General features: G+C 67.1%; 27 protein-coding genes. 8 read left to right on the forward strand and 19 right to left on the reverse strand.

The window, feature by feature from the left end; translation table 11 throughout:
• Positions 1-43: 43 nt before the first annotated feature.
• Genes H7J86_RS23600 through H7J86_RS23640 form a run of 9 tightly spaced genes read right to left on the reverse strand, consistent with a single transcriptional unit; the run spans position 44 to position 10,001 of the window.
• Entirely contained in the window at positions 44-853 is an 810-nt protein-coding gene (locus H7J86_RS23600; protein ID WP_267293768.1) for an SDR family NAD(P)-dependent oxidoreductase, read from the reverse strand.
• Positions 850-1,674, reverse strand: coding sequence for an alpha/beta fold hydrolase (locus H7J86_RS23605; RefSeq protein ID WP_267293770.1), 825 nt, complete (start codon positions 1,672-1,674; stop codon positions 850-852). Before H7J86_RS23605 ends, H7J86_RS23600 begins: the two co-directional genes overlap by 4 nt.
• Positions 1,671-2,666 (reverse strand): cyclase family protein, encoded by a 996-nt coding sequence (locus tag H7J86_RS23610; protein ID WP_267293772.1) that lies wholly within the window; start codon positions 2,664-2,666, stop codon positions 1,671-1,673. The genes H7J86_RS23605 and H7J86_RS23610 overlap by 4 nt, the downstream gene beginning before the upstream one ends.
• Complete coding sequence (locus tag H7J86_RS23615) at positions 2,667-3,503, reverse strand: coniferyl-alcohol dehydrogenase (protein WP_267293774.1); 837 nt, start codon at positions 3,501-3,503, stop codon at positions 2,667-2,669.
• Positions 3,500-4,816, reverse strand: coding sequence for an LLM class flavin-dependent oxidoreductase (locus tag H7J86_RS23620; RefSeq protein ID WP_090352991.1), 1,317 nt, complete (start codon positions 4,814-4,816; stop codon positions 3,500-3,502). Before H7J86_RS23620 ends, H7J86_RS23615 begins: the two co-directional genes overlap by 4 nt.
• Complete coding sequence (locus H7J86_RS23625) at positions 4,813-6,570, reverse strand: FAD-binding protein (RefSeq protein WP_267293776.1); 1,758 nt, start codon at positions 6,568-6,570, stop codon at positions 4,813-4,815. Before H7J86_RS23625 ends, H7J86_RS23620 begins: the two co-directional genes overlap by 4 nt.
• On the reverse strand, positions 6,567-7,523 hold the full coding sequence (locus H7J86_RS23630; protein WP_267293778.1) for a 3-carboxyethylcatechol 2,3-dioxygenase: 957 nt from the start codon (positions 7,521-7,523) through the stop codon (positions 6,567-6,569). The genes H7J86_RS23625 and H7J86_RS23630 overlap by 4 nt, the downstream gene beginning before the upstream one ends.
• A complete protein-coding gene (locus tag H7J86_RS23635; RefSeq protein ID WP_267293780.1) occupies positions 7,447-9,129 on the reverse strand; it encodes a bifunctional 3-(3-hydroxy-phenyl)propionate/3-hydroxycinnamic acid hydroxylase in 1,683 nt (560 codons plus the stop codon). Before H7J86_RS23635 ends, H7J86_RS23630 begins: the two co-directional genes overlap by 77 nt.
• The gene (locus H7J86_RS23640; RefSeq protein WP_267293782.1) at positions 9,126-10,001 is read right to left on the reverse strand and encodes an alpha/beta fold hydrolase; all 876 of its coding nucleotides are present in this window, start codon (positions 9,999-10,001) and stop codon (positions 9,126-9,128) included. Before H7J86_RS23640 ends, H7J86_RS23635 begins: the two co-directional genes overlap by 4 nt.
• 99 nt (positions 10,002-10,100) lie before the next feature.
• On the opposite strand from H7J86_RS23640, the gene H7J86_RS23645 reads away from it, so the two are divergent.
• Positions 10,101-10,823: an IclR family transcriptional regulator gene (locus tag H7J86_RS23645; RefSeq protein ID WP_090352983.1), complete on the forward strand. Its 723-nt coding sequence runs from the start codon at positions 10,101-10,103 to the stop codon at positions 10,821-10,823.
• Between the two features lie 14 nt (positions 10,824-10,837).
• Entirely contained in the window at positions 10,838-12,472 is a 1,635-nt protein-coding gene (locus tag H7J86_RS23650) for an FAD-dependent oxidoreductase (protein WP_267293784.1), read from the forward strand.
• A gap of 62 nt (positions 12,473-12,534) precedes the next feature.
• On the opposite strand, the gene H7J86_RS23655 is transcribed toward H7J86_RS23650, so the two are convergent.
• The 5 genes from H7J86_RS23655 to H7J86_RS23675 form a co-directional block, all read right to left on the reverse strand.
• On the reverse strand, positions 12,535-13,452 hold the full coding sequence (locus H7J86_RS23655) for an enoyl-CoA hydratase (protein ID WP_267293786.1): 918 nt from the start codon (positions 13,450-13,452) through the stop codon (positions 12,535-12,537).
• A 47-nt stretch (positions 13,453-13,499) separates the two neighbouring features.
• Positions 13,500-14,645, reverse strand: a complete 1,146-nt coding sequence (locus H7J86_RS23660; RefSeq protein ID WP_267293788.1) for a thiolase family protein — start codon at positions 14,643-14,645, stop codon at positions 13,500-13,502.
• Positions 14,642-15,073: a Zn-ribbon domain-containing OB-fold protein gene (locus tag H7J86_RS23665; RefSeq protein ID WP_090352977.1), complete on the reverse strand. Its 432-nt coding sequence runs from the start codon at positions 15,071-15,073 to the stop codon at positions 14,642-14,644. Before H7J86_RS23665 ends, H7J86_RS23660 begins: the two co-directional genes overlap by 4 nt.
• Before the next feature lie 73 nt (positions 15,074-15,146).
• Positions 15,147-16,025, reverse strand: a complete 879-nt coding sequence (gene meaB, locus H7J86_RS23670) for a methylmalonyl Co-A mutase-associated GTPase MeaB (RefSeq protein WP_187096450.1) — start codon at positions 16,023-16,025, stop codon at positions 15,147-15,149.
• Between the two features lie 12 nt (positions 16,026-16,037).
• On the reverse strand, positions 16,038-16,163 hold the full coding sequence (locus tag H7J86_RS23675; protein WP_267293791.1) for a hypothetical protein: 126 nt from the start codon (positions 16,161-16,163) through the stop codon (positions 16,038-16,040).
• A 75-nt stretch (positions 16,164-16,238) separates the two neighbouring features.
• Here H7J86_RS23675 and H7J86_RS23680 point away from each other — a divergent pair, with 75 nt between their 5' ends.
• Together H7J86_RS23680 and H7J86_RS23685 are read left to right on the forward strand one after the other, a co-directional pair.
• A complete protein-coding gene (locus H7J86_RS23680; protein ID WP_267293793.1) occupies positions 16,239-17,003 on the forward strand; it encodes an SDR family NAD(P)-dependent oxidoreductase in 765 nt (254 codons plus the stop codon).
• Positions 17,004-17,005: 2 nt separating this feature from the next.
• Entirely contained in the window at positions 17,006-17,743 is a 738-nt protein-coding gene (locus tag H7J86_RS23685; RefSeq protein ID WP_267293930.1) for an SDR family NAD(P)-dependent oxidoreductase, read from the forward strand.
• Here the strand turns inward: H7J86_RS23685 and H7J86_RS23690 are convergent.
• A complete protein-coding gene (locus H7J86_RS23690) occupies positions 17,733-19,151 on the reverse strand; it encodes a class I adenylate-forming enzyme family protein (RefSeq protein ID WP_372517320.1) in 1,419 nt (472 codons plus the stop codon). The genes H7J86_RS23685 and H7J86_RS23690 overlap by 11 nt on opposite strands.
• Before the next feature lie 71 nt (positions 19,152-19,222).
• On the opposite strand from H7J86_RS23690, the gene H7J86_RS23695 reads away from it, so the two are divergent.
• Positions 19,223-19,519 (forward strand): 2Fe-2S iron-sulfur cluster-binding protein, encoded by a 297-nt coding sequence (locus tag H7J86_RS23695; protein ID WP_167161335.1) that lies wholly within the window; start codon positions 19,223-19,225, stop codon positions 19,517-19,519.
• Here the strand turns inward: H7J86_RS23695 and H7J86_RS23700 are convergent.
• Genes H7J86_RS23700 through H7J86_RS23715 form a run of 4 tightly spaced genes read right to left on the reverse strand, consistent with a single transcriptional unit; the run spans position 19,507 to position 23,551 of the window.
• Positions 19,507-20,541, reverse strand: coding sequence for a CaiB/BaiF CoA transferase family protein (locus H7J86_RS23700; protein ID WP_267293932.1), 1,035 nt, complete (start codon positions 20,539-20,541; stop codon positions 19,507-19,509). The two genes, H7J86_RS23695 and H7J86_RS23700, sit on opposite strands and share 13 nt — an antisense overlap.
• Positions 20,542-20,543: 2 nt before the next feature.
• On the reverse strand, positions 20,544-21,539 hold the full coding sequence (locus H7J86_RS23705; protein ID WP_187096453.1) for an LLM class F420-dependent oxidoreductase: 996 nt from the start codon (positions 21,537-21,539) through the stop codon (positions 20,544-20,546).
• A complete protein-coding gene (locus H7J86_RS23710; protein WP_090352968.1) occupies positions 21,536-21,961 on the reverse strand; it encodes a cobalamin B12-binding domain-containing protein in 426 nt (141 codons plus the stop codon). Before H7J86_RS23710 ends, H7J86_RS23705 begins: the two co-directional genes overlap by 4 nt.
• Positions 21,962-23,551 (reverse strand): methylmalonyl-CoA mutase family protein, encoded by a 1,590-nt coding sequence (locus H7J86_RS23715; RefSeq protein WP_090352967.1) that lies wholly within the window; start codon positions 23,549-23,551, stop codon positions 21,962-21,964.
• 208 nt (positions 23,552-23,759) lie between these two features.
• Here H7J86_RS23715 and H7J86_RS23720 point away from each other — a divergent pair, with 208 nt between their 5' ends.
• Genes H7J86_RS23720 through H7J86_RS23730 form a run of 3 tightly spaced genes read left to right on the forward strand, consistent with a single transcriptional unit; the run spans position 23,760 to position 26,409 of the window.
• Positions 23,760-24,596 (forward strand): SDR family oxidoreductase, encoded by an 837-nt coding sequence (locus tag H7J86_RS23720; RefSeq protein WP_090352966.1) that lies wholly within the window; start codon positions 23,760-23,762, stop codon positions 24,594-24,596.
• Complete coding sequence (locus H7J86_RS23725) at positions 24,593-26,110, forward strand: class I adenylate-forming enzyme family protein (protein WP_267293797.1); 1,518 nt, start codon at positions 24,593-24,595, stop codon at positions 26,108-26,110. Before H7J86_RS23720 ends, H7J86_RS23725 begins: the two co-directional genes overlap by 4 nt.
• Complete coding sequence (locus H7J86_RS23730) at positions 26,107-26,409, forward strand: hypothetical protein (RefSeq protein ID WP_167161324.1); 303 nt, start codon at positions 26,107-26,109, stop codon at positions 26,407-26,409. The genes H7J86_RS23725 and H7J86_RS23730 overlap by 4 nt, the downstream gene beginning before the upstream one ends.
• Positions 26,410-26,429: the final 20 nt, after the last annotated feature.

The raw sequence follows: 26,429 nt of genomic DNA on the forward strand, positions 1-26,429 counted from the left end.
CGGCAAAGTGCGAGAACATGCCGACCGAACGTCGATCTCGGCGTCAGGTCTTCTCCTTACGCACGATGACCTTGCCCGCGACCGTGCCGCCGTCGATCGGCAATACCGTGCCGGTGACGTAGCGCGACCTGTCGGTGGCGAAGTACAACGCGGCTTCGGCTACGTCGTCGACGGTGCCCTCGCGTTTGAGCGGCCGGTCCAGGCGCATCTGTTCGCGGATCGTCTCCTCGAACTCCGACAGGCGCCCACGATCCTCGGCCGAGGCCGATTTGGCCACAATGGCCGTCCGGATATTGCCCGGTGCGATCGCGTTCACCCGAATCTCGTAGTGCGCCAATTCGATCGCGACCGATTTGGTGAACTGGATGACCGCGGCCTTGGAGGCCCGATAGGTCTGCACTCCCCCGCCTGCCTGGATCCCGCCGATCGAGGTCAGGTTGACGATCGACCCACCACCGTGCTCGGCCATATGGCGGGCGGCGTCGCGGGTACCGGCCATCACCGCCCGCAGGTTGATGCGCATCACGGCGTCGAAATCGGCGAGATCATCGTCGAGGAAGCGACGGTGCATGGTGCCCGACACCCCCGCGTTGTTGACCATCACGTGCAGTCCGCCGAACCTCTCCACCGCGGTGTCGACCAGCGCGCCGATCTGCTCGATATCGGTGACATCACTGCGCAGGAAAACCGAGTTCGGGCCGATCTCGGCCGCCAGTGCCACACCGCCCCGCTCGTCGACGTCGCCGAACACCACCTTGGCGCCTTCCGCGGCGAACCGCCGGACCAGACCCGCGCCGAGTCCGCCCGCGCCGCCGGTGATGACGGCGACCTTGCCGTCCAGTTCGATACTCATCCAACCTCTTTCAGGAAGTTCAGCACGACCCGGTTGAGCGCCTCGGACTGCTCGATCTGCGGGCAGTGTCCGGCGCCGTCCACCACGGCCCAGCGGCCGTCGGGAATCTGGGCGGCGATCTCGGCGGCCCATCCCGGTCGCAGCAACTTGTCGCGGGCGCCCTCGACCACCAACACCGGCACCGCGATGCGTGCGTAAGCACGCTGCGATGACGGTGTGGACGGCGCCTCCAGGCCGGGCCTGCGAAACCGGGCCGCCGCCAACGACTCCCACGCACCCGGGGCGATGCTCGAGTCGTACCGCCGCCGCACGTACGCCTCGTCGGCCGGGTAGGACGGATCGAAGAACAACGCGGTCACGATGCGGCGCATCGCCTCCGGCGTCGCGTCATAGTCGTAGAGCGCATCGGTGTGCTCGTTGCGCTGGATGTCACCGCCCCCGCAGATCGCCACGAGGCTGCGGACCGGGAGGACGGGACTCTCCGATGTGGTGTCCACGAGCAGGTTGATCGCACCCATCGAGTTCCCGACGAAGTGCGCCGAGCCGATCCCGAGCACCTCACAGAACCGGGCGATGTGCCGGATCCGCAGGCCGCGGCCATCGTTGAAATCGATGACCTTCGCCGACTCGCCGAAGCCCAGCATGTCGGGCGCGAGCACCCGGTAATGCTCGGCCAGCGCACCGATGTTCCGCTCCCAGCCGAGTTCGGCGCCGGCACCGAACTCACCGCCGTGCAGCAGCACGACAGGCTCGCCGAACCCCGCCTCCAGGTAGCCGGTCGTCAGGCCGTCGACGGCAATGGTCTTGCGCACGACGTTCATTTGATCGCTATCGGGCTGACGGGCGCACCGACCGCGCCGACCACCTTCAGCGGGGGTGCGATCAGCTGGAATTCGTAGACCCCGTCGGTGCGGCAATCGGCGGCCAGCCCGGTCAGATCCCAGTACTCGCCGAGCATCAAGCCCATATCGCGCAGGCACAGCATGTGCATCGGCAGGAAGGTGCCCTCCACACCGTTGGCCGGGTCCGGATCCTCGACCATCAGGTTGTCGGAGGCGACGGCCGCGACCTCGCGATCGTGCAGCCACGAGGCGCACGTCCAGTGCAGGCCGGCGCCGGCCTCGTGCCCGTCGCCGGCGGACAGGAACCGCGTCCACCACCCGGTGTGCACCACCACGATGTCACCGCGTCCGATCTGCACACCCTGTTCGGCCGCGATATCGTCGAGTTCGGCCGGTGTGATCGGCCTGCCGGGTTCGCAGAACACCTCTTCACCGCGGTGGGCGACCACGTCGAGCAGCACGCCGCGCGACACGATGCCCTTGCCGTCCACCTTCTCGATACCGCAGCGGTAGGCCCCGAAACTGGTCACCGAGTCCGCCGGGAAGCCGTTGTAGAGCTTGTCCTCGTAGTACACGTGCGACAGCGCGTCCCACTGGGTGGCGGCCTGCAGCGACATGGTGATCATATCGTCGTTGAAGCGGAAGATGTTGTCGACGAAGAACGAACTGAGCTCCTGCGCAACGGATTTGCGTGCCCATTCCGGTGCGTATTTGACCAGCGTCTCGGCGTCACCACCGTCGACGGTCATGACGTGGATCGGGTTGAAGCGGAACTTGAAGGCCCCCTGCGGGCCGTTCGACCCGAAATCGCCGCCGAGCGAGATCACCTTGCCGCGCCTCACCAGCGACGCCGCCTCGGCAACTTTGTCGGCGGTGATCAGATTCAGTGTGCCGAGTTCGTCATCGTCACCCCAGCGGCCCCAGTTGCGCACATCGTCGGCGACCCGGCGGAAATCCTTCATGGTGGACATTCAGAGGGTTCCTTCCCGGGCCTCATGTGCCGTCTCCGACGGCAGGGTCGCTGCGATCCGGCCGGCGACGGTGCCGCCGTCCACCCAGATCACCTGTCCCGAAATGTAGCTTGCCGCTGGGCTGTTGAGGAAGGCCAGCACCGATGCCTGCTCGTCCGGACCGCATACATGCCCCAGCAGCCTGGGGAACGAATCCAGGTAGTCCGGTCCGTAAGCGCCGCGCAATTGGTCCAGAATCGGCGTCTCGGTCACGCCGGGGCCGGTGCAGTTGATCCGGATACCCTTCTCCCCCAAGGCAAGTGCACGACTCATGCCGTACAGGATGATCGCCTCCTTGGACAGCCGGTAGCCACCGTCGGCCAGTGCCTGCGGGTTGCGGTGACACCACTCGATGCCGTCGGCCATCGAGGTGGTCGCCAGCAGGCCCGCCGTCACCGCGGTGTTGGCCAGGTAGTCGGCGGCGGCCAGCGACGAGACGTTGGCGATCGCCGCCCCCACTGGCATCTGCGGAATCAGCCCTTCGGTGAAATGGCGCATCCCGAGGAAGTTGATGGTGACGACCAGCAGCGGTTTGCCGATACCCGAGGACACCCCGGCGACATTGAACAACGCGTCGACGGGACCGTCGATCGCCGCGACCGCGGCATCGATGGAGGCGACGTCGGCGAAGTCCACCTCGATGAACTGCGCCGGCTCCGTCTGCGGTGTGCGCAGATCGAGCCCGGTGACACGTGCGCCGAGATCGGCCAGTTGTGCGGCGAGATGCGCGCCGATACCCGATGCGCATCCCGTCACCACCACCCGGCGACCGTCATAACGCCAGCGTTCGTCGGTCATCTCTCCTTGCTTGCCTCGCGCTGTTCCTTCTCCAGCTGAGCGGCCTTCACGCGGCCCTCGTTGATCTCGGCCATGGCCTCGGGAATCTCACCGGCGGTGAACTTTCCACCGCGGCCGGTGGGCAGACCGCCGAAGGAGTAGGTCTCGTCGAACAGCGGGGCATCGGAGGGCTGCCGGCGCGCCTCGACCTTCTCGATGACCGGCGCCAGCCGCTTGGCCTTGGCGGCCACCGCCGACTGGTCACGCTCGATGAACTCGGGCAGGATCTCCTTGCCCATGATCTCGATGGATTCCATGGTGCCCTCGTGGCTGCGCGGGTTCAGCAACAGGATGATCTCGTCGACGCCGCTGGCCTCGTAGCCGCGCAGGAACTCCCGCACCGTGTCCGGCGAACCGATGGCGCCGCGGCCCGGACCGTAGGCCAGGGTCGGGTCTTCTTTGACCGCCTCCTGGTAGAGGTCCCACACACCGGTCCGGCCCGGGGTGTGCATACCGGTCAGGTAGTAGTGCATGATGCCGAAGGAGAAGAATCCGCCGCCGGTACCGAGTCGCTGGAGCGCCTCTTCATCGGTTCGGGCCACCATCATCGAGAGGTCGCCGCCGATGGCCAGGATATTGGGATTGATGGCCGGGGTCACCGGTGCGCCCTGCTCTTCGAATTCCTTGTAGTAGCCGTCCACCCGGTCCTTGAGCGCCTCGGGCCCGGTATAGGCGAAACTCAGTGCGCCGATGGCCTTCTGGGCGGCCATCTGCACCGACGACGGGCGCGTGCACGCCACCCACACCGGTGGGTGCGGGCTCTGCAGCGGCTTCGGGATGACGTTACGGGCCGGCATCTCGACGTGCTCGCCCTTGAATCCCGTGAACGGCGCCTCGGTCATACAACGGATGGACACCTCCAGCGCTTCTTCCCACATGGTGCGCTTGTCGGCCGGGTCGATGTCGAAGCCGCCCAGTTCGGCGACCGAGGAGCCCTCACCGGTGCCGAATTCCACCCGGCCGTTGGACAGATGGTCCAACGTGGCGACCCGCTCGGCGATACGGGCCGGGTGGTTGATCGGCGGGGGCAGGTGCATCACACCGAAGCCGAGCCGAATGTCCTTGGTGCGTTGGCTTGCTGCGGCCAGGAACATCTCCGGTGCGGTGGAGTGGCAGTACTCCTCCAGGAAGTGGTGCTCGGTGAGCCAGACGGTGGAGAAGCCGGCCTTGTCGGCGGCTTCCACCTCGTCCAGGCCATGCTGGAACAGCTGGTGCTCATCGCCGTCGGACCACGGCCGTGGCAGCGGGAATTCGTAGAACAGCGAGATCTTCATACGGTTGCCTCTCGATCCAGTTGTGGGGTCATGTGTGAAAGATGCAGTGCCGCGACGTAGCCGAACGTCATGGCGGGTCCGATGGTCGCGCCCGCACCGGCATAGCTGCGGCCCATCACCGCGGCCGATGCGTTGCCGATGGCATAGAGCCCGCCGATGACGGTCCCGTCCTCGCGCAGCACCCTGGCGTGTTCGTCGGTCAGCAGCCCACCCGAGGTGCCCAGGTCACCGAGGATGATCTGGAAGGCCAGATAGGGTGCCTTGCCCAGCGGGGCCAGGTTCGGGTTGGGCAGGGTCTGGTCACCGTAGTAATTGTCATAGGCACTGTCGCCGCGGTTGAAGTCGTCGTCGTGCCCATTGACCGCCAGTTCGTTGAAGCGGGTTGCGGTGCGCTGCAACTCGTCTGCCGGCACCCCGATCTTGGCCGCCAGTTCGCCCATGGTGTCGGCGGCGACCACGATGCCGGAGTCCAGCCAGGCCTGCGGAATCGTGCGGCCGGTCGGCACCGGAGCGAACGGGATCTTCGGGATGGGCAGGTGGCCGCCGACCACGTACCGGTGGAACGACGTGATATCGGTGATCAGCCAGCACGGGATGTGCGGCGCCGCCGTTCCCCCGTCGCTCCGCTCGCCCAGCCACGCCCGCTGGCCCTCGATCATGGCGTGCGCGAAGTCCATATACGGCGCGGCCTCGTTGATGAACCGCTTACCGGCCCCGTTGACCACGAACTGCGCCGGCATCATCCGCTCGTTGAGCATGAACTGCAGCCGCCCGTCGGGCCAGCACATGGCCGGGAACCACCACGCCTCGTCCAGCAGGTCGGTGGCCGCGCCGACCTTCTCGCCCGCACGGATCCCGTCGCCGGTGGCCGCGGGATTACCGAAACTCCAGTCCTTCTCCAACAGCGGCAGATGCTGGCGGCGCCAGGCCATGTCGTGGTCGAACCCGCCGGAGGCGACCACCACACCGCGGCGGGCGGCGACATGCAACGACGTGCCGTCACGTTCCACCACCGCACCCACGACGTTCCCGTCCACGTCGGTGATGAGCTCGGTCATCGGCGCGGACAGCCACAGCGGGATGTTCTTCTCCTTGAGCGCCAGCCGCATCCGGGCCATCAGCGACTGCCCGATGGCGGCCATCCGGTCGCCGAACACCCGGGCCCGGACCATCCGCCAGATCAGCTTGAGCAACACCGCCTTGCCGCGCCAGTTCTGCCGCACCTGATAGAACAGCCGAAGGTCCTTGGGGGCGAACCAGATCCCCTTGGGAGCCAGCGCCAGCGGAGCGAGCAGATTCTGCTCCTCGTCGCCGAGCTTGCGCAGATCGATCTCCGGCACGTTGATGGTGCTGCCCAGCGCGGAACCGCCGGCCAGTTCCGGGTAGTAATCCGCGTAGCCCGGTTTCCACACGAACTCGAACCAGTCGCTGGACTTCTCCAGAAACTCCATCATCTCCGGGCCGGTGTCGACATAGGTGCGCAACCGTGCGTCACTGACCAGCCCTCCGGTGATGGTCTTGAGGTACTCGAACACCCCGTCGGGGTCCGGCGAATAGCCGGTCTTGCGTTGCGACGGGGCACCCGGCACCCAGATGCCGCCGCCGGAGAGGGCCGACGAGCCACCGAATTTCGGCGACTTCTCCACGACGAGGGTGTCCAGCCCGGACGCGGCGGCGCGCAGGGCCGCAGTCATGCCGCCGGCACCGGAACCGATGACGAGGACATCGACGGTGTGATCAAAGGGTTCTGTCATCCTGCACGAACCGCCGTCCGGATCGCGAAGCCCGCGATCAACTCGGGAGCAGCACGGTAATAGCGCTGCTGCGTCTGGTAGTCGCCTTGACTGGCCAAGGCGGCGAAAGCCGCTACCCAGGTGCGGATCTCATGTGCCGAATTGCCGGCCTCGCGCGCGATCCAGTCGTTGGTCCAGCCGTCCACCTCGGCCAGCCGGTTGGTGTCGATCAGATCGAGCAGTGCGTGATCCCAGTCCGGGTTCAGCGGCCGCAAAGGACTCTCCCCGTGCGCGAAGTCGTGTGCGGCCGCGATCACCGCCTGCTGCCGCGCTGCCCGTCCTTCCGGGGACATCGGCGCCCCGCCCACGATGCGCGCCAGCGCTGCCGGCGGCGCCGTGGCCAGCGTGGGCACCGGCGGATCGTGGGACAGCCCACCGGAACCGACCACCAGCACGCGCTTGCCCAGCGATCCCAGGTACTCACCGATCGCAGACCCGAGAGCGCGGGTGCGCTTCAGCGGGCCCAGCGGGGTGGCCACCGAGTTGATGAACACGGGGATGACGGGAGGCGAAGCCGCGCCCAGATCGTCCGGGCCGAACAGGACTTCCAGCGGCTGCGTCGTCCCGTGATCCACATCCATGGCCGCTGACAGCGACACGTCGACACCGGCGTCCCACACCGCGGCGGCCATCTCGTTGGCCAGCTCGGCGGGTACGTCCAGCGGCCCGGCATAGGTGCCGTAATCGCCGACTCCGGTGGCGGCACTGCCGATGCAGAACGGCGGCATCAACCGGTAGAAGAATCCGTTGTAGTGATCCGGGGAGAAGATCACGACGAGCTCGGGATCGAAGTCCGCGACGAAGGCACGCGTCCGCGCGAGTTGGGTGTCGATGTCCTCAAGCAGTTCCGCCGACGGTCCCGGCAGATTCAGCAGCGGGCTGTGCGACATACAGCACAGGGCGAGATGCGACATGGGATTCACCTCCCTCGGTCAGGTGCAGGACGTCGAACAACTTGACGCTCAGCTCGTTTGACAATTGGGCGATACCTGCGGCGGCGATGCACCGGTCCGGGCGCAGGAAGAGCACCGATGCGGTGTGGGCGTCGAAGAACCTCTTCAACGCGCCCGTGCGGTCCCCGACGATGGTGATATCGGGGTCGTCGTGACCTGCCCAGTGCAGCTGGGTGCCGGGCCGGGCTTCGACGAACGTCGCGCCCAGCGCTTTCCACCGCGCGAATACCTCGTCTTCCAGCAGCTCGCGAAGATTGTTGTTCCACGCCAGAACCGCGAATCCGTTTCCCAACACGTCGTCGAGACGCAGATTCTGGGCGGTGCGGGTGTCCACGTGCGGCTGGATGAACAGTGTGCCGACCGGAGAGGTCGGCGTGGGGAGGCTGTCGTGTACCACCGCGCCCGTGTCGTACCGCGGCATCGGCTTGAATCGCATCTCCAGCACGTAACGCTTCAGCGTCGGCACCACCGATGCCGCGCGGATGAGTTTGTCCCGCAGCATCGCCACATGCCGGTTCGTCGGCGAGATCACCCTGCCGACCAGAGTGGAGAGGTCGATCATCGCGCGGGCATGCTTGCGCCGTTCGGTGTCATAGCTTTCCAGCAGTGCGTCCCCGGCGTGTCCGTTGACGACGGCGGCCAGCTTCCAGCCCAGGTTGGCCGCGTCCCGGATACCACTGTTGTACCCCTGCCCCTGCCACACCGGCATCAGGTGCGCGGCATCGCCGCCGAGCAGCATCCGGCCCTTGCGGAACGAACCCGCGATCCGGGAGTGGTGGGTGTAGACGCGGTGCCGGATGATGTCGACCCGGTCGGGGTGCGGGACGAAGGGAGCCAGCATCCGGGCGATGAACTCCGGCCGCTCCACCTGCTCGTCGGTCTCATCGGCGTGGATCATGAACTCGAAGCGCCGGATACCGTGCGCGATCGAGATGGAGGCATACGGCCGGGCCGGATCGGCACCGACCTCGCTGTTGGGATGCCCGAGCGGGTCATTGGCCAGATCGACCACCAGCCAACGGGTTTCGGAGGTGGTGCCTTCGAAGCTGACATCCATCATGCGCCGGGTGGCACTGCGTCCGCCGTCGCAGCCGACAAGATAGCGCGCCCGCACCGTTGACGGTGTGCCGTCGTGGAGCAACTCGACGCTCACCCCGTCGGCATCCTGGGCGGCGTTCGCCATGCGGGTGCTCCACGAGACCCGGACGGTCTCGAACCGGGCCAGCCCGTTGAGCAGCTCCGCGTCGACGAGCGGCTGGACGAACCCGTTGCGTTTGGGCCAGCCGAACCGGGCGTCGGGCGGCGCCATCTCGGCCAGCAGGCCACGGTTACCGTCGTAGAACCGCAGGATCTGGTTGGGCACGGTGTGCGGCAGGATCTGTTCGACCAGACCGATCGACTGGAACGTGCGCAGCGACTCGTCATCGAGTCCCACTCCGCGCGGATAGTCGATGAGGGTGTCGCGATCCTCCACCACCAGCGTTCGCACACCTTGCAGGCCAAGGATGTTCGCCAGCGTCAGGCCGACGGGGCCGGCCCCGGCGATGAGGACGTCGACCTCCGTCATGCCCGCCCCAGCAGGAAGTCCAGGTGCAGGCGGTTGAACGTCTTGGGGTCCTCGTACTGCGGCCAGTGCCCACAACCGGACATCACCTCGAAGCGCGCGCCCGGGATCATCTCCGAGATGCGTCTGCCCTCACTGACGTCGGCGGTCGGGTCATCGCTGGTCCACAACACCAAGGTGGGCGCGGTGATGGCCCCGTACTCGGCCGGGCCGAGCAGGTTGCGGGCCCGGATCTGCGGATCCTGCAGTGCCATGATGTCGCTCATCGCGGCCACGAAACCTGCTTGCTGGTAGACCTTCTGGCGGCTGGCGACGATATCGTCATAGCCCTTGGACTTGTCGGCCATCAGCCATTTGATGCGCGCCTGCACGGTTTCCCAGTCCGGGTTCTCGGCGGCGGCCATGGACAGCGTGATGATGCGCTTCATCACCTCGGGATCGGCCTGGGACCCGCCGGCGGTGTTGAGGACCAGTCGCTCGATCCGATCGGAGTGGTCGGACGCGGCGCGGGCGGCGACCCAGCCGCCGAGGGACTCACCGGACAGATACACCTTCTGTGCACCGATCGCGTCGAACACCGCGAGCAGATGATCGACATAGTGCGCGACCTCCAACGGATGCCCCGGCTTGTCGGTGTAACCGTGACCGAGCATGTCGATGGACCAGGTGGAGAAGTGCTCGGCGTGCGATTCGAGATTGCGCACATAGGCCTCGGCGTGACCGCCGGACCCGTGGAGGAAGACCAGGGTCGGCTTGGCGGCCTCCCCGGCGTGCAGGTACCGGGTGCGCACTCCGCCGGCGTCCAGATACCCCTGTGTGAAGGCCACGCCCTGTAGGTCGCTCCAGACGCTTTCGTGCACCGGAGTCACAGCCATGCCGTCCCTTCCTGCGGAAATACCGTTCTCGTTTTACGTGAATCATCTGTGCTAATATCGGACATCAATGTGCACTATGTATAGAGCATCACTCTCACGATGACGTCTGTCAAGGGACGCAACGGCGACCCCCGCGCGGACGGCAGCGCGTCGCCCGCTGCCGGATCGCAGACTCTGGCCAGGGGCCTTTCCGCCTTGCAGGCGGTGGCCAGCGCACCCTCGGGCGTCACCGCGACCGAGGTCGCCGATTTCGTCGGCGTGCACCGCACCATCGCCTACCGATTGCTCAGCACGCTCGCGCAAGCGCGCTTCATCACCAAGGGCGAAGACGGTAAGTACCGGCCGGCCGCGACACTGGCCGTGCTCGGCGCCTCCTTCGACAACAACGTGCGCCAGCTCAGCGTGCCGACCCTGCGTCTGCTGGCCGACGACCTGGGTACCACCGTCTCACTGCTGGTGGCCGAGGGCGATCAGCAGGTCGCCATCGCCGTGATCGTGCCGACACTGGTGTTCTACCAACTGTCCTTCCATGAGGGCAGCCGCTACCCACTCGACCGCGGTTCGGCCGGAATCGCCCTACTGTCGAGCATGCCGCCGCGCCCCGGTGAGCGAGATCTGGTCAGCCAGGCTCGCGAACAGGGCTTCGTCATCACCCACGGCGAGATCGAGCCCGACACCTATGGTTTGGCGGTCCCGGTCCGGCGGCGACCGCCCTCGCCCCCCACCTGCATCAACCTCATCTCCCATCGAGAGGACGTGGTGCTGCGCGGCCGCGATGCCGTGATCCGCGCCGCCAGACAACTCTCCGAAATCCTCGGCTGAAAGGACAGGCAATCGTGTCGGATTGGGATCAGGAAGTCGACGTCGTCGTCCTGGGCTCCGGTGGCGCCGGACTCTCGGCCGCACTCACCGCCGCCGTGAACGGGGCGTCGGTGGCTGTGTACGAGAAGGCGCCGACGGTCGGCGGCACCACCGCGGTATCCGGCGGCATCGTCTGGATACCCGCGCACGATCGACTGGCCGGCGCGGACCTCAACGTCGAGGATGCCCTGAAATACCTTGAGGCCCAGTCCCTGGGCCTGATGGATCGTTCGCTGGTCGAGACGTTCGTGCGCACCGGTCCGGTGATGCTCGACTTCCTTGAGGCACACAGCGAGTTGCGGTTCGAAGTCGCCGAGGGCTTCCCCGACTACAAACCCGAGTTGCCCGGCGGACGGCCCGGCGGTGGCCGGTCACTCAACGCCAAACCGTTCGACCGGTCCCGAATCGGCGACTGGGGTGACCGCATCACGGCGTTCCCGGTGGACTTCAGCAATGTCGGGATCGATGCCGAGACCCGGGCACGCATCCATGCCGCGGCCGACGACCTGGACGGTGACTACTGCGTGGCCGGCTCCGCGCTGATCGCCGGCCTGCTCAAAGGGCTGTTGGATCGCGGCGTGGCCCCGGTGACCGAGGCGCGGGCGTTGGAACTGATCGCCGACCGGGGCGACGGGGAGAAGAGCGGCCGCATCACCGGCGTGCGAATCACCTTCGATGGCACCGAGATCCGGGTCGGTGCCCGCCGCGGGGTCATCCTGGGCACCGGCGGGTTCGAATGGGACCCGCAACTGGTGGAGGCCTATCTGCGCGGGCCGATGCGCGGAGCGGTGTCCCCGCCGAACAACACCGGTGACGGGTTGCGGATGGCGATGGCCCACGGCGCCGATCTGGCGAACATGGGTGAGGCCTGGTGGGTGCCGATCGTGCAGATCCCCGGTGACACCCTCGGTGGCAGGCCACGCAGTCGCAGCGTCCGACTGGAACGCACCCGGCCGCGCAGCATCATCGTCAACCGCGCGGGCAAGCGTTTCCTGAACGAGGCGGGCGAATACAACTCCATGGCCGGGCCCTTCCACCACCTGGACCCGCGCGCCGGCTACCTCAATGACCCGGCCTGGATCGTCTTCGACGACCAGCACCTCAAGCGCTACGGCTTCCTGGGCATCGAGCCCGGCAGCGAGGCACCCGACTGGTTCAACAAATCGGCCGGCCTGGAAGAGCTCGCCGAGAAGACCGGGATCTGCGCCGACGGACTCGCCCGCACCGTTTCGGCGTGGAACGCCGGCGTCGAACACGAGCAGGATCCCGAATTCAACCGCGGTGCAAGCGCATACGACGGCTATTGGGGCGACAACTCCGCTCCGACACCGGCGCTGCAGACGCTCGGACCGCTGGACACCGCGCCGTTCTACGCGGTCCCCGTGGCCGTCGGCGCGATGGGCACCAAGGGTGGACCACGCACCGACCGGGACGGGCGGGTACTACACGTCAACGGCAAGGTGATCGAGGGCTTGTTCGCGGCGGGCAACGCGATGGCCGGGGTGACCGGTAAGGCCTACGGTGGCGCCGGTGGCACGCTGGGGCCGGCCATGGTGTTCGGCTACCGCAGCGGATACGCCGCCGCGACAGGCGAATCCGCCTCCACCTAGACGCGATTTGTGCACGTTTACCGGCGGCGACCGCCGGTAAACGTGCACAAATCACGGAAAAACTAGGGCTGGTCTTTGACGGCGGCACTCGGCGGACCGGAGGTGCGCCAGTCCTCCAGGCCGTCCTCGACCAGACCGACCGGGAACTTGTTCTCGTGCACCTGGGCCCAGTGGCTGTGGTTCAGCTCGTGCAGGGTGAAACACGCGTTGAGCGAGTTGTAGAAACCCTGGTTGTCCTGCGTCTGGTTGACCGATTCCTTGATCAGGAGAGCGGCCATGGTCGGCACTTTGGCGATCCGACGGGCGAATTCCAGTGTCTTGCCGGCCAAGTCGTCGGCCGGGAAGATCTTGGAGACCATGCCCAGCGCATGGGCCTCCTCGACCGAGAGCGTGTCGCCGGTGAGCATCAGCTCCTTGGTCTTACGGGCACCGAATTCCCATGGGTGCGCGAAGTATTCGACGCCACACATGCCCAGCCGGGTACCGACGACGTCGGTGAACCGGGTGTTGTCGGCGGCCACGATCAGATCGCAGGACCACATCAGCATCAGCGCCGCGGCGTAGACGTCACCGTGTACCGAGGCCACCGTGATCTTGCGCAGATTGCGCCAGCGCCGGGTGTTCTCGAAGTAGTGGTGCCATTCCTGCAGCATCAGACTCTCGGCGCCTTGACGGGTGCCGCCGTTCACCGTGAAGCTGGGATGCTGGTCCGGACCCGGGGTGTACTCGGCGCGCTGCACCTTCGACCCGACGTCGTGGCCGGCGGAGAACATCGACCCGTTACCGCCGAGGATCACCACGCGCACGGTGTCATCGGCCTCCGCCCGCAGGAACGCCTCGTGCAGCTCCACCAGCATGCCGCGGTTCTGCGCATTGCGCGCCTCGGGCCGGTTCAGCATGATCCGGGCGATGGTGCCCTCGTCGAGGGTTTCGTATGTCACGAAGCGATATTCGGGAGTTTCTGCGTCTTCCAAGGCCATGAATCGGACTCTATTCCTTCGAGAATGCCGTTACCACGGCGGGCACGCTAGAGCGACAGGATGGTGGCCGACGCGGTGCCGGGCGCACCGTATACCTGGGCCAGTCCGACGCGCGGGCTACCGGGAACCTGACGCTCCCCCGCCTCACCACGCAATTGGCGCACCAACTCGTGCATCTGACGCAGACCCGAAGCGCCGATGGGCTCGCCGTTGGCGATGAGACCGCCGTCGGTGTTGACCGGAATGGATCCGCTGATCTCCGTGGCCCCCTCGAGCAGCAGCTTCTCCTGCTCACCGTCGGCACACAGACCCGTCTCGGCCATGTGGATGATCTCGGCCCCGGCGTCGGTGTCCTGCAGCTGGGCGATGTCGATATCCTCGGGACCGATTCCGGCCGCCTCGTAGGCGGCCTTGGCCGCGAACACCGTCGGCGACGGATCCTGCTCCAACGGAGCCGAGGTGCCGTGCACCTCGTAGGCGCCGTAGGTGCGGGTGCGGATCTCGCTGGCCCGCACGTACACCGGCGTGTCGGTGTAGCGATGCGCGATATCGGCGCGGCACATGATGACCGCGGCGGCACCCTCATCCGGCGCGCAGAACATGTACTGGCGCAGCGGGTAGTTGAGCACCGGCGAGGCCATGATCTCTTCCACGGAGATCTCCTTGCGCCGGAACGCATTCGGATTCAGCACACCGTTTCGGAAGTTCTTGTTGGCCACCCGCGCCAGCGTCTCCTCGGAGATGCCGTGGGTGTGGATGTAGTGGTTGGCCTTGATGCCGAAGAACTTCGTGGTGACGAACTGACCGTTGTGGGCGTACCACTGCGGCAGCGCAAGCTTGGCCGGGTCGTCGGTGAAGGCGCCGCGCGGATGCTTGTCCAGCCCGACTGCGATGCCGATGTCGTACTTGCCCAGCCGGATGGTGTCGGCAGTCTGCTGGATGGCGCTGGCCGAGGTGGCGCAGGCGTTGAACACGTTGGTGAACGTGATGCCGGTGAGCCCGACAAGACGGGTGACCGCGTCCGGATTGGACACCTCGTAGCTGCCGCCGAAACCGAACTGGATGTCCTTCCATTCCAGCTTGGCGTCGGCGAGCGCGCCCTGGATGGCCTCGGCCCCCATCTCCATGGCGGTCTTGTCGAACCTGCCGAAGGGGTGGATACCGACACCGATGATGGCGACGTCATTGCTCATGCGGGGACCCCTGTCTGAACCGGCTTGAACCAGAAGGTGATGAGCTCGTCACCCTCGGCGTCGGTGGCGAACGGCTGCATGGCCAGTTCGACCTCCATGCCGAATTTCAGCTTGGCGGGGTCGTTCTCGGTCAGCCGGCCCTCGACACGGATGACATCGCCGAGTTGCACCAGACCGACCCCGAACGGGACGAAATCCTTGCCGGTCGGCCCCGCGTAGGGCGCGCCGGGCGGGAAGCCCTGGGTGGTCCAGGCGACCACTGTGCCGCGGCGCGGCAGCAGCACATCCGACATCTCGGCCTTACTGCACTTGGGGCAGCGCTGCTGGCGCGGGAAGGTCGTCGCCGCACAGGCGCCGCACCGACTGCCGATCAGTTGCGGGTTCTCCGCCGGCCAGGTGGAGATCTCGGGGGCAAGCGCCTTCGGCATCGGACTCCTCGGGACAAAAGAATACGTTAGCGATTTCGTACAGTAGCACTTCCGAAAGATGGAAACTACATTCTCATTCGGGCGTGACCTGGACCCCGTCCAGCAGCCGGGCGGTCGCGGTGTAGACATCGAGGTCGCCCGCGGCGACTGCTGCAGACAGCTCCGCCAGGCTCGGATGGGTACGCAGCGCGCTCTGCGCGAGCGAGAGAATCTGCAGCCGGGCCCGAGCCGCCCGCCGCCGCGGATCGTCGGTCCGGTGGTGGGCATCGATCGCGTCCACCAGGTCGTCGATACCGGCGTTCTCCGCGGCGATGATCTTCAATACCGGCATCCCGGTTTCGATGTGCAGATCGCGCACGGTCTGGTCGGCACCCTCGCGGTCGGCCTTGTTGACCACGATGATGTCGGCGACTTCGAGCAGGCCGGCCTTGGCGGCCTGGACCGCGTCCCCCGCACCGGGATTCAGGATGGCCACCGTGGGGTCGGCGACCGCCGCGATCTCCACCTCGGATTGCCCGACGCCGACCGTCTCCAGCACGACGATGTCGTAGGACAGTGCGGCCAGCAGCCGGATCGCCGCGGGCACCGCAGCCGACAGGCCACCGAGATGCCCCCGGGTGGCGACCGACCGGATGAGCACACCGGGGTCGTTGATATGCGCGGCCATCCTGATCCGGTCACCCAACAGCGCTCCCCCGCTGTACGGCGAGGACGGATCCACGGCCAGTACGGCCACCCGCAGGCCGCGGGCCCGGTAGGCAGCCACCAGCACCGCGACGGTGGTCGACTTACCCGCTCCGGGCGGGCCGGTGATCCCGACGGTGCGGACCGGGCGCGACTGCAGCACCGCGAGCACGTCGTCTCGGCGGTCGCTTTCCACCAGGCTCAGCAGCCGGCCGATGGCGCGCTGCGATCCGGCCCGGGCTGCGGTCAGCAGCTCGTGAATATCCATCGAGACAGAACCTTAGGGTGCCACCTCGATGGCCGGGGCTGAACCGATGCCACCCCCGGCAAGCAAAAGGCCTTTGCACACAATCACTTCGGCGATCTGCGGCGCACGGATGACAGAGGCGGTGACGGATTCAAGCATGGGAATCTCGTTTCATTCCGGTATGAGAATGCTATTCTCTCAAGTCGAGAGTGTCAGTTGCAAGAAGGGGACCACATGCAGATCGCCGGTAGCTCCGCGCTCGTCGTCGGCGGCGCGGGAGGCCTGGGCGAGGCGACCGTACGCCGCCTACACGCCGCCGGCGCCAAGGTCGTCGTCGCCGACATGGCCGATGAAAAGGGCACCGCGCTGGAGAAGGAGCTCGGTGTCCGCTACATCCGGACCGACGCCACCTCCGAGGAGTCCGTCAACGCGGCGATCGCCGAAGCCGAAGCGCTTGCCCCGCTGCGCATCTCGGTCGACACACACGGCGGGCCGGCCGCCGGTGGCCGGTTGATCGGCAAGGACGGCTCGCCGCTGAGCCTGGACGGCTTCGAGAAGACGATCAAGTTCTATCTGACCGCCGTGTTCAACGTGCTGCGCCTGACCGCCGCCGCCATCGCGCGAACCGAACCACTGGACGAGGGCGCGCGAGGTGTCATCGTCAACACCGCGTCGATCGCGGGGTACGAGGGTCAGATCGGCCAGCTGCCGTACGCGGCCGCCAAGGGCGGCGTGCTCGGCATGACGCTGGTGGCCGCCCGCGATTTGTCGCCACTGGGCATCCGCGTCGTCACCATCGCCCCCGGCACGATCAACACCCCGGCCTACGGCCAGAACGCCGATCAGCTGGAAAAGTACTGGGCCCCGCAGATTCCCTTCCCCAAACGGATGGGCCGTTCGACCGAGTACGCGCAGCTGGCGCAGAGCATCATCGAGAACGACTACCTCAACGGCGAGGTCATTCGCCTCGACGGGGCGCTGCGATTCCCGCCCAGGTGAGTCTGAGCCTGCAGGGGAAGACCGCGTTCGTCGCGGGCGCCAGTCGCGGCATCGGCGCCACCATCGCCCACGCGCTGGCGGCGGCGGGCGCGTCGGTGGCGGTGGCCGCCCGATCCGAGGAGCAGGGCAAGCTGCCCGGCACCATCGGCTCGGTGACGGCCTCGATCATCGGCTGCGGCGGCCGAGCCCTGCCGGTGCCCTGCGACGTCACCTCCGAAGAGTCGGTGAACGACGCTGTCGCGGCGACGATTTCGGAGTTCGGCGGTATCGACGTCCTGGTCGCCAACGCCGGCGTGCTGTGGCTGGGGCCCGTCGAGTCCACGCCGCTCAAGCGCTGGCAGCTGTGCCTGGACGTCAATCTGACCGGGGTGTTCCTGGTGACCAAGGCGGTGATCCCGCATATCCGCGCCCGCGGGGGTGGATCGTTGACGGCCATCACCACCACCGGGGTCGGGATGTCCGGCGCGAACGCCTACTGGGTTTCCAAAGCCGCCGCCGAACGCCTCTACCTCGGGCTGGCCGAGGACCTGAAAGCCGACAACATCGCCGTCAACTGTCTGAGCCCGTCCCGGGTGGTCCTCACCGAGGGATGGCAGGCCGGCGGCATGGGCGTCGAGATCCCTGCGGAGATGGTGGAACCACCCGAGGCGATGGGCGCGGCGGCGGTCGTGCTGGCCGGTCAGGATGCCGGCGGTATCACCGGCACCGTGCAACGCTCCGAAGAGTTGATCAGGAGCTGACCGCGCGACGCGCGTACCGATCGCGTAGCACGCGGCGCAGCACCTTTCCCGAAGGCAGCCGCGGGATCTCGTCCACGAACACCACCCGGCGCGGTTTCTTGTAGGACGCCAGCCGCGCCCCGACCCAGTCGATGAGACCGGATTCCGGCACCGCCTGCCCCGTCACCGCCGCGACGATCGCCTCGCCGTCGGCCGGATCGGGAATCCCGAACACCGCGCAGTCGGCGACCGCGGGGTGGGCGTGCAGCGCCGCCTCCACCTCCGCGGGCGCCACCTGGAACCCGCGCACCTTGATCATCTCCTTGAGCCGGTCGGTGATGTGCAGCCAGCCGTCCTCGTCGAGATGGCCGATATCGCCGGTGCGATACCAGCCGTCGGCGAACGCCGAGCCGGTCTCGGCCTCGGGCAGATAGCCGGCCATCGCCGAATCCGAGCGCACCTCGATCTCACCGGCCGCCGAGATCCGCACCGTCACCCCGGACACCGGTTTGCCGACGGTGTCCAGCCGGGCCGCACCGATCGGGCAGCAGGCGATCACCGGGAGCTCGCTGGCCCCGTAGGCCGAGACCCATTGCACACCTACCCGTTCGGTGACGGCATCGGCGACGGTCTTGGTGACCGGAGTAGCGCACCACATGATGTAGCGCAGCGAGGACAGGTCATAGGACTCCAGATCAGGGTGAGCGGCGATCGCCAGCGCGATGGGAGCGACGGCCATCTCGATGGTGATCCGGTCGGACTCGATGTGCGCAAGCATGGTGGCGATATCGAAGCGCCGGTGCAACCGCAGCCAGCCGCCGGTGTCGAGCACCGTGGCGATGTTGAGCAGACCGAGGATGTGCGATGGCGGCGTCATGATCTGCATCCGGTCGGCGGCAGTGAGCCCCAGCGCATCCCGCCAATGCCGGATCGCGGTGGCGAAACCGCGATGGGTGTGACGGACCGCCTTCGGCATACCGGTGGTCCCCGAACTGAACACGAACAACGCGTCGGACTCCGGCGCGGCCGGAGGCCATGTATCCCCCGTCGCTTCGCTCGCCCCGGGCAGCCCGGCGCTCGGATCGTCGAAGTGCACCGTCGGCAGCAATTCGGCCAGCAGGGGCTGGTCGCCCACGCCCAACACCGGCGCGGTCAGGGTCAGCGCGTGCGCGACCTCGGCGTGCTTCCAGGACGGGCTGATCAGGACGACCGCCGCGCCGATCCGCCAGATGGCCCGTAAAGCGACGACGAACTCGGGCCGGTTGGACGACATCAGGGCCACCCGGTCGCCGGTGCGTACACCCCGCCGGACGAGGGCGCCGGCCATCCCGCCGGCGAGCGCGTCCAGCTCGGCCACGGTGTACTGGCGGTCGTCGAATGCGAGCACGGCACGGTCTCTCCCCGTCGCTGCGCTCACCCCAGGAACCATCACCGGCTATCTTATCCAGAACGGAGAATGATATTCTCCGTTTGCCAGAATCAACCCCCCAGGAGAGTGTCATGACGGCAGAACCCGTGCCCGCCGACGAGGTGACGATCCTGCTGGACCGCGCCAGAACGACGGTATCGGCCGTACCCGGGGAGACGCTGCTGGACACCGCCCGCCGAGCCGGACTGACCCCGCCGTTCGCCTGCGAGGCCGGCAACTGCGGCACCTGCATCGCCAAGCTCACCGAGGGCAGCGTGGTCATGCGGGTCAACGACGCGCTCGACGACGACGAGGTGGACGAGGGTTATGTGCTGACTTGCCAGGCCGTCCCGAACCCCGGCAATATCGTCGTCGACTACGAGGGCTGAGGCTCGAAACCCGGCGCCGGCCGGTACACGGGCTGGTAACCCTCGACCTTGATCGGGCTGCCCACCAAGCGCATATCCCCCGAAGCCACCACCATCTCCGGTGTCTCGGCCAGCGCCTGCGGCAGGGTACGCACCGCGGCGGCCGGGATCCCGAGCGGCTTCAGCCGGGCCTCCCAGTTCGCGGCCGAATCGGTGACCAACGCCGCCGAGACGGCCGCCAGGACCTGATCTCGCGCCGCGGCCCGCTCGGCCATCGTGACGAAGCCGTCGATCCCGGCCTCACCGGCGAACGACTTCCAGAACCCGTCATGGGTGATGAACAGTGCCAGATATCCCTTGGCCGTCGGGAAGAGTTGGGCCGGAACGTAATACGAGTGCGCACCGAAAGGCTGGCGGCGCGGCTCGACGCCGTCGTTGAGATAGGCCGATGCGCGGTAGTTCAGCTGCGACAACATGACATCGCGCAGCGACACATCCACCTGACCACCGCGGCCCGAGACGATCTGGGCCAGCAGCCCGAGCGCCGCGGTCAGGCCGGTGGAGTTATCGGCCGCCGAATAGCCGGGCAACGTCGGTGGCGCATCCGGATCACCCGTCATCGCGGCCACCCCGGTGGCCGCTTGGATGACGTAATCGAAGGCCGGGTCGTCCCCGCCGTGCAGCCCGTAGCCGGTGAGCGCGACGCACACGATCCCCTCGTTGTGCCCGCGCAGGGAGTCGTAGGTCAGGCCCAGCTTCTTGATGGCCGACGGTTTCATGTTCACCAGTAGCGCATGCGAATCGGCCACCAGCTCAGCGAGTTTCGCCTGCCCGTCGACCGAACGCAGGTCCAGGCAGATGCTGCCCTTGTTGCGGTTCAGGCTGGCGAAGTAGCTGTCGCCGACCTGCCGGGAGATCTCCCCGCCGGGCGGCTCGACCTTGATCACCTCGGCGCCGAGATCGGCCAGCAGCATGGTCGCATAGGGGCCGGCCAGCATCACGCCGACCTCGATGATGCGGATGCCCGACAGCGGCCCTACCAAACTCACGGGAGCTGCTTGGCGAGCTCGGCGATCACCTCACGGGTCCGGTACTTCGAAGCGATCAGTTCATCGCGGTTGTCGCCGATCGGCAACAGACGCACCGACAGATCCGTCACACCCGCATCGGCGAACTGCTTGAACCGCTTCAGGATCGACGCTTCGTCCCCCGCAGCACAGAGGTCACCGACCGTGCGGGCATCGCCACGATCCAGCAGCTTCTGATAGTTCGGCGACGTCTCGGCCTCGGCAAGGATGCGGTTGGCGCGGTCCTTGGCCTCCTCGATCTCGGAGTTCGCGCACAAGGTGACCGGGATACCCGCGACGATGCGGGGCGCAGGCTTACCGGCCTCCGCGGCCGCCTTGTTGATCTTGGGGGCGATGTGCTCACCGATGGCCTTCTCGTCGGCCATCCACAGTGAGGTGCCATCGGCGTGCTCGCCGGCGATCTGCAACATCACCGGGCCCAGCGCGGCCACCAGCACCGGCATCGGGGTCGCGGCACCGAGCACCGTCGGGTTGTGCACGGTGAAGCTGTCGTTCTCGACGTCGATCATTCTGACCCCGGTCGCTTCGGTCCTGCCCGCCGGCACGGTCGAAGGCCCACCGATCGCCGCATTGAGCACCTGCAGATAGTCACGGGTGTAGGCGGCCGGTTTGTCATAGGGCAAGCCGAGCATGTCGCGGATGATCCAGTGATGCGACGGTCCCACCCCGAGCGCGAGCCGGCCGTTGGAGATGGCATGTACCGACAATGCCTGGCGGGCAAGGGCAATGGGATGCTGCGCCTGCAGCGGTACCACCGCGGTCCCGAGTTCGATCCGGGTGCTGTGCGAGGCCATCAGCGCCACCATGGTGAGCAGGTCGAAATCGTCGGGCACCTGCGGCATCCAGGCGGTGGCCAGACCCGCCGAGTCCGCCCATTCGATATCGGAGATCAGCTTGGCGACCTTGCGCGCCATGTCACCGCGCTCGGCCCCGATCATCACGCCCAGTCTCATCTCCCACCCGCCTCGGTGAGCGCGCGCACCTCGGTGACCAAGGTGTCCAGGCCGGTCCCGGTCGGGAACACCGCGGCCGCCCCGGCATCGAGCAGCTTCTGCACATCACCCTGCGGGATGGTGCCACCGACGACGACGGCGATGTCGCCGGCGTCGGCGGCGCGCAGTGCATCCACGGTCCGCGCGGTCAACGCCACGTGCGCCCCGGACAGGATCGAAAGGCCCACCAGTGCAACATCTTCCTGAAGCGCGATGGAGACGATGTCCTCGATGCGCTGCCGGATGCCGGTGTAGATGACCTCGAACCCGGCATCGCGCAGCGTACGCGCGACGATCTTGGCCCCACGGTCGTGGCCGTCCAGACCGGGCTTGGCCACCAGTACGCGGGCCGGGCGGGCTTGGGCGGGAGCGGATTCAGACATTCAGAACACCACCGGCTGGACGAACTCGCCCCACACGGCCTTGAGCGCCGACACCATCTCCCCGACGGTGCAATACGCGTTGGCACAGTCGATCAGCTTGTGCATCAGGTTGTCGTCTCCTTCCGCGGCAATGGACAGCGCAGCCAGGGCTTCCTTGACGGCGAGGTCACTGCGCTCGGCCTTCACCCGGGCCAGACGCTTGAGCTGCAGATCTCGGCCCTCGGCATCCAGTTCGTAGGTCGCCAGATCGGGTGCCGGCTCGTCGACGACGAACTTGTTGACCCCGACGACCGGCCGCTCACCCGACTCGGTCTGGTGGTGGATCTTGAACGCCTCATCGGCGATGAGACCCTGCAGGTAGCCGTCCTCGATGCAGCGCACCATGCCGCCGTGCGCGTCCAGGTCAGCCATGATCTCGATGATCTTGGCCTCGGTGGCATCGGTGAGCGCTTCGACGAAGTACGAACCCCCCAGGGGGTCAGCGACTTTGGTGACACCGGTTTCATACGCCAGGATCTGCTGGGTCCGCAGGGCCAGCGTCGCGGACTCCTCGCTGGGCAACGCGAACGGTTCGTCCCAGGCGGCGGTGAACATCGACTGCACCCCGCCGAGCACCGAGGCCAGCGCCTCATACGCCACCCGCACGAGGTTGTTCTGGGCCTGCGGGGCGTACAGCGACGCTCCGCCGGACACGCAGCCGAACCGGAACATCGCCGCCTTGTCGGTGGTGGCGCCATAGCGTTCCCGCACGATGGTGGCCCACCGGCGCCGTCCCGCACGGTATTTGGCGATCTCCTCGAAGAAGTCACCGTGGGTGTAGAAGAAGAACGAGATCTGCGGGGCGAACTTGTCGATGCTCATCCGGCCGCGTTCGATCACCGTGTCGCAGTAGGTGACGCCATCGGCGAGGGTGAACGCCATCTCCTGCACGGCGTTGGCGCCGGCGTCCCGGAAATGCGCACCGGCCACCGAGATGGCGTTGAACCGCGGGACCTCGGCGGCGCAGAACTCGATGGTGTCGGCGATGAGGCGCAGTGACGGTGTCGGTGGCCAGATCCAGGTGCCGCGCGACGCATATTCCTTGAGGATGTCGTTCTGGATGGTGCCGGTCAGCTTCTCCCGCGGCACGCCCTTCTTCTCCGCGGCCGCGACGTAGAAGGCCAGCAGGATGGCGGCGGTGCCGTTGATGGTGAAGCTGGTGCTGATCGCCTCCAGCGGGATGCCGTCGAACAGGATCTCGGCATCGGCCAGCGTGTCGACGGCAACGCCGACCCGGCCGACCTCTTCGCCGTATTCGGGATCATCGGAGTCGTAGCCGCACTGGGTGGGCAGGTCCAGGGCCACCGACAGGCCCGTCCCGCCTTGATCGAGGAGGTAGCGGTACCGCTTGTTCGACTCCTCTGCGGTCCCGAAGCCCGAATACTGGCGAAAGGTCCACGTCTTTCCGCGGTAACCGGAGGCGAAGTTGCCACGCGTGAAGGGATACACGCCTGGCGCGGGCGGCTCACTGACACGGTCGTCCGGTCCGTAGACGGGCGCCAGTGGGATGCCCGATGGGGTCTCTACCCGAGGGGTGGCTTGCTCGCTCATCAGTGGATAACGTACTTGCAAAAAATGAGAATGCCAATACCGCCCGTGGGAAACATGCACCGTGCAGCGTTATCGAGCCACGACCTCGGGTGCCGAGCATCGCCGAACCAGACCCCGATCGGCCGTCGTCCCTGTACGTGGGCGATTATGAGACTTGCTGAAAATGAGAATGCCAATACCATCTACAGGTACGAAGCCAGGGAGGCACATGTCCAGCGCGCAACGTCCACTCGCCGATCGAACACTGGTGGTATCCGGCGGTAGCCGCGGCATCGGCCTGGCCATCGCCCTGGGCGCGGCGGCGCAGGGCGCCAATATCGTCTTGCTCGCCAAGACCGCCGAGCCCCACCCCAAGCTGCCCGGCACCGTCTACACCGCGGTGGCCGACGTCGAGGCGGTCGGAGCCAAAGGTGTCGCCGTGGTCGGTGACGTGCGCAGCGAAGAAGATGTGCAGCGCGCGATCGACACCGCGGTGCAGACCTTCGGCGGCGTCGACATCGTCATCAACAACGCCAGCGCGATCGCCACCGAACCCACCGAGTCGCTGTCGGCCAAGAAGTACGACCTGATGATGGATATCAACGTCCGCGGCACCTTCCTGCTGACGAAGGCAGCGCTGCCGCATCTCAAGAAGTCCCCCAACGCGCATGTGGTCACCTTGGCGCCGCCGCTGAACCTCGACCCGTACTGGCTGGGCGCGCACCCCGTCTACACCGTGTCCAAATACGGGATGACGCTGCTGTCGCTGGGCTGGGCGCAGGAGCACAGGCATTCCGGTATCGGGTTCAGCTGCCTGTGGCCGCAGACCTACATCGCGACATCGGCGGTGACCAACCTTGCCGACGGCGACACCCTGGCGTCGTCCTCGCGCAGCCCGCAGATCATGGCCGACGCCGCCGTGCAGATCCTCACCGCACCCGCCAAGGAAGCCAACGGCCAGACCTATATCGACGCCCATCTGCTGGCGGCCGCGGGCATCACCGATCTCTCCGGCTACGGCGGTGGGGATGACCCCGTCTGGGATATCTTCGTGGACAAGCCATGAGTATTTCGCTGCTGTTGGAGATGGCCCTGGATGCGGCCCAGTCCGGTAACCCGGGTCGCACCGCTGTGGTGTCCGGCGATCTGCGCCTGACCGTGGACGAATTGAGCACGCTTGCCGACGGGGGCGCCGGCGTGATCGCCGCCTCGGGCGCCGGCCATCTCGCCTACGTCGGGACCGGCGGAGCGCTGCTACCGCTGCTGCTGTTCTCCGCCGCCCGCGCCGACGTCGCCTTCACCCCGCTCAACTACCGGCTGTCCGCCGACGGGCTGCGCGCCCTGATCGACCGGCTGCCCAATCCGCTGGTGATCGTCGACGACGAGTACCGCGCGGCGGTCGGCGACGGCTACCGGGTGCTCGGCTCCGAGGAGTTCGTCGCCCAGGCCCGCGACAAGGAGCCCGACGAGGACGGCCGCGCGTTCGCCGATCCCGATGCGGTGGCGGTGGTGCTGTTCACCTCTGGTACCACCTCGCAGCCGAAAGCCGTTGAGCTGAGCCATAACAACCTCACCAGCTATATCACCGGCACCGTCGAGTTCGACTCCGCGCAGCCGGACGACGCCGCGCTGATCTGTGTGCCGCCGTACCACATCGCCGGGGTGAGCGCGGCGCTGTCGAACCTGTACGCAGGCCGCAAGATGGTGTACCTGCCGCACTTCGACGCCCGCGAATGGGTGCGCTTGGTGCAGGCCGAAGGCGTCACCTCGGCGACCGTGGTGCCGACCATGCTGGATCGCATCGTCACGGTGCTGGAGGAGCAGAACACCGGACTTCCCACGTTGCGCACGCTGGCCTACGGCGGATCGAAGGTCGCCTTGCCGTTGGTACGCAAAGCACTTGGGCTGTTGCCTGCGGTCGGCTTCGTCAACGCCTACGGCCTGACCGAGACCAGCTCCACCATCGCGGTACTCACCCCCGACGACCACCGCATCGCACTCGGATCCGCCGATGGCGCGCTGGCCAAGCGGCTCGGCTCGGTGGGCCGGCCCGTACCCAGCATCGAGGTGCAGATCCGCGGCGAGGACGGCACCGTGCTCGCCGCAGGCCAGACGGGTGAGTTGTTCGTCCGGGGTGAGCAGGTCTCGGGCCGATACACCGGGATCGGCTCCGTGCTCGACGCCGACGGCTGGTTCCCCACCAAGGACGTGGCCACCCTCGATGAGGACGGCTACCTCTACATCGGCGGGCGCTCCGATGACACGATCATCCGCGGCGGGGAGAACATCGCCCCCGCCGAGATCGAGGATGTCCTCGTCGAACACCCACATGTGCGGGACTGTGCCGTCGTCGGCGCCGAGGACCCCGAGTGGGGGCAGATCATCGTGGCCGTCGTGGTACCGGCCGCCGATACCAGCCCCGACCCCGAGGACCTGCGATCGTTCGTCCGCGCTCAGCTGCGGGGGTCCCGGACCCCCGACCGCGTGGTCTTCCGCGACGAACTACCCACCAACGCGACCGGCAAAGTGCTGCGCCGCGAGCTCGTCAGCGAGCTGAACGCATCAAAGGAGCCCGCATGATCAAGAACGGCACCCGCCTGCAAAGCCAGGTCTGTGACACCCAGGTCATCGTGGTGCGCAGCAGCGACAGCCTCGACGACCTGCGCGCGGGCGGTGCGCTGCTGGTGCCCGTCGGCGGCGCGGTGGACGATTCGCTGACCCTGGACGCGTCGTTGTCCGACGGCAACCTGATGGGCAAACGCTATGTCGACGACACCGGCGCAGAGGTGCTGGTGACCAAGGCCGGAGCCGGCACGCTGAGCATCGGCACCACCCCGCTGAGCATCAAGGAAGCCAAACCGCTGCCCGCCAGCGACTGATCGGTCTGCCGATTGCTGTG

Source organism: Mycobacterium hackensackense (genome assembly GCF_025822555.1).
Taxonomy (GTDB): Bacteria; Actinomycetota; Actinomycetes; order Mycobacteriales; family Mycobacteriaceae; genus Mycobacterium; species Mycobacterium fluoranthenivorans.

What these genes read in the sequence shown, in the direction of transcription:
- H7J86_RS23720 (WP_090352966.1), top strand. Translation starts at nt 23,760, where the DNA reads ATGTCCAGCGCGCAACGTCCACTCGCCGATCGAACACTGGTGGTATCC.
- H7J86_RS23655 (WP_267293786.1), bottom strand. Translation starts at nt 13,452, where the DNA reads ATGGCCTTGGAAGACGCAGAAACTCCCGAATATCGCTTCGTGACATAC.
- H7J86_RS23695 (WP_167161335.1), top strand. Translation starts at nt 19,223, where the DNA reads ATGACGGCAGAACCCGTGCCCGCCGACGAGGTGACGATCCTGCTGGAC.
- H7J86_RS23625 (WP_267293776.1), bottom strand. Translation starts at nt 6,570, where the DNA reads ATGACAGAACCCTTTGATCACACCGTCGATGTCCTCGTCATCGGTTCC.
- H7J86_RS23705 (WP_187096453.1), bottom strand. Translation starts at nt 21,539, where the DNA reads ATGAGACTGGGCGTGATGATCGGGGCCGAGCGCGGTGACATGGCGCGC.
- H7J86_RS23675 (WP_267293791.1), bottom strand. Translation starts at nt 16,163, where the DNA reads ATGCTTGAATCCGTCACCGCCTCTGTCATCCGTGCGCCGCAGATCGCC.
- H7J86_RS23680 (WP_267293793.1), top strand. Translation starts at nt 16,239, where the DNA reads ATGCAGATCGCCGGTAGCTCCGCGCTCGTCGTCGGCGGCGCGGGAGGC.
- H7J86_RS23635 (WP_267293780.1), bottom strand. Translation starts at nt 9,129, where the DNA reads ATGACGGAGGTCGACGTCCTCATCGCCGGGGCCGGCCCCGTCGGCCTG.
- H7J86_RS23660 (WP_267293788.1), bottom strand. Translation starts at nt 14,645, where the DNA reads ATGAGCAATGACGTCGCCATCATCGGTGTCGGTATCCACCCCTTCGGC.
- H7J86_RS23690 (WP_372517320.1), bottom strand. Translation starts at nt 19,151, where the DNA reads ATGGTTCCTGGGGTGAGCGCAGCGACGGGGAGAGACCGTGCCGTGCTC.
- H7J86_RS23630 (WP_267293778.1), bottom strand. Translation starts at nt 7,523, where the DNA reads ATGTCGCATCTCGCCCTGTGCTGTATGTCGCACAGCCCGCTGCTGAAT.
- H7J86_RS23715 (WP_090352967.1), bottom strand. Translation starts at nt 23,551, where the DNA reads ATGAGCGAGCAAGCCACCCCTCGGGTAGAGACCCCATCGGGCATCCCA.
- H7J86_RS23665 (WP_090352977.1), bottom strand. Translation starts at nt 15,073, where the DNA reads ATGCCGAAGGCGCTTGCCCCCGAGATCTCCACCTGGCCGGCGGAGAAC.
- meaB (WP_187096450.1), bottom strand. Translation starts at nt 16,025, where the DNA reads ATGGATATTCACGAGCTGCTGACCGCAGCCCGGGCCGGATCGCAGCGC.
- H7J86_RS23645 (WP_090352983.1), top strand. Translation starts at nt 10,101, where the DNA reads ATGACGTCTGTCAAGGGACGCAACGGCGACCCCCGCGCGGACGGCAGC.
- H7J86_RS23615 (WP_267293774.1), bottom strand. Translation starts at nt 3,503, where the DNA reads ATGACCGACGAACGCTGGCGTTATGACGGTCGCCGGGTGGTGGTGACG.
- H7J86_RS23640 (WP_267293782.1), bottom strand. Translation starts at nt 10,001, where the DNA reads ATGGCTGTGACTCCGGTGCACGAAAGCGTCTGGAGCGACCTACAGGGC.
- H7J86_RS23605 (WP_267293770.1), bottom strand. Translation starts at nt 1,674, where the DNA reads ATGAACGTCGTGCGCAAGACCATTGCCGTCGACGGCCTGACGACCGGC.
- H7J86_RS23725 (WP_267293797.1), top strand. Translation starts at nt 24,593, where the DNA reads ATGAGTATTTCGCTGCTGTTGGAGATGGCCCTGGATGCGGCCCAGTCC.
- H7J86_RS23710 (WP_090352968.1), bottom strand. Translation starts at nt 21,961, where the DNA reads ATGTCTGAATCCGCTCCCGCCCAAGCCCGCCCGGCCCGCGTACTGGTG.
- H7J86_RS23610 (WP_267293772.1), bottom strand. Translation starts at nt 2,666, where the DNA reads ATGTCCACCATGAAGGATTTCCGCCGGGTCGCCGACGATGTGCGCAAC.
- H7J86_RS23600 (WP_267293768.1), bottom strand. Translation starts at nt 853, where the DNA reads ATGAGTATCGAACTGGACGGCAAGGTCGCCGTCATCACCGGCGGCGCG.
- H7J86_RS23620 (WP_090352991.1), bottom strand. Translation starts at nt 4,816, where the DNA reads ATGAAGATCTCGCTGTTCTACGAATTCCCGCTGCCACGGCCGTGGTCC.
- H7J86_RS23730 (WP_167161324.1), top strand. Translation starts at nt 26,107, where the DNA reads ATGATCAAGAACGGCACCCGCCTGCAAAGCCAGGTCTGTGACACCCAG.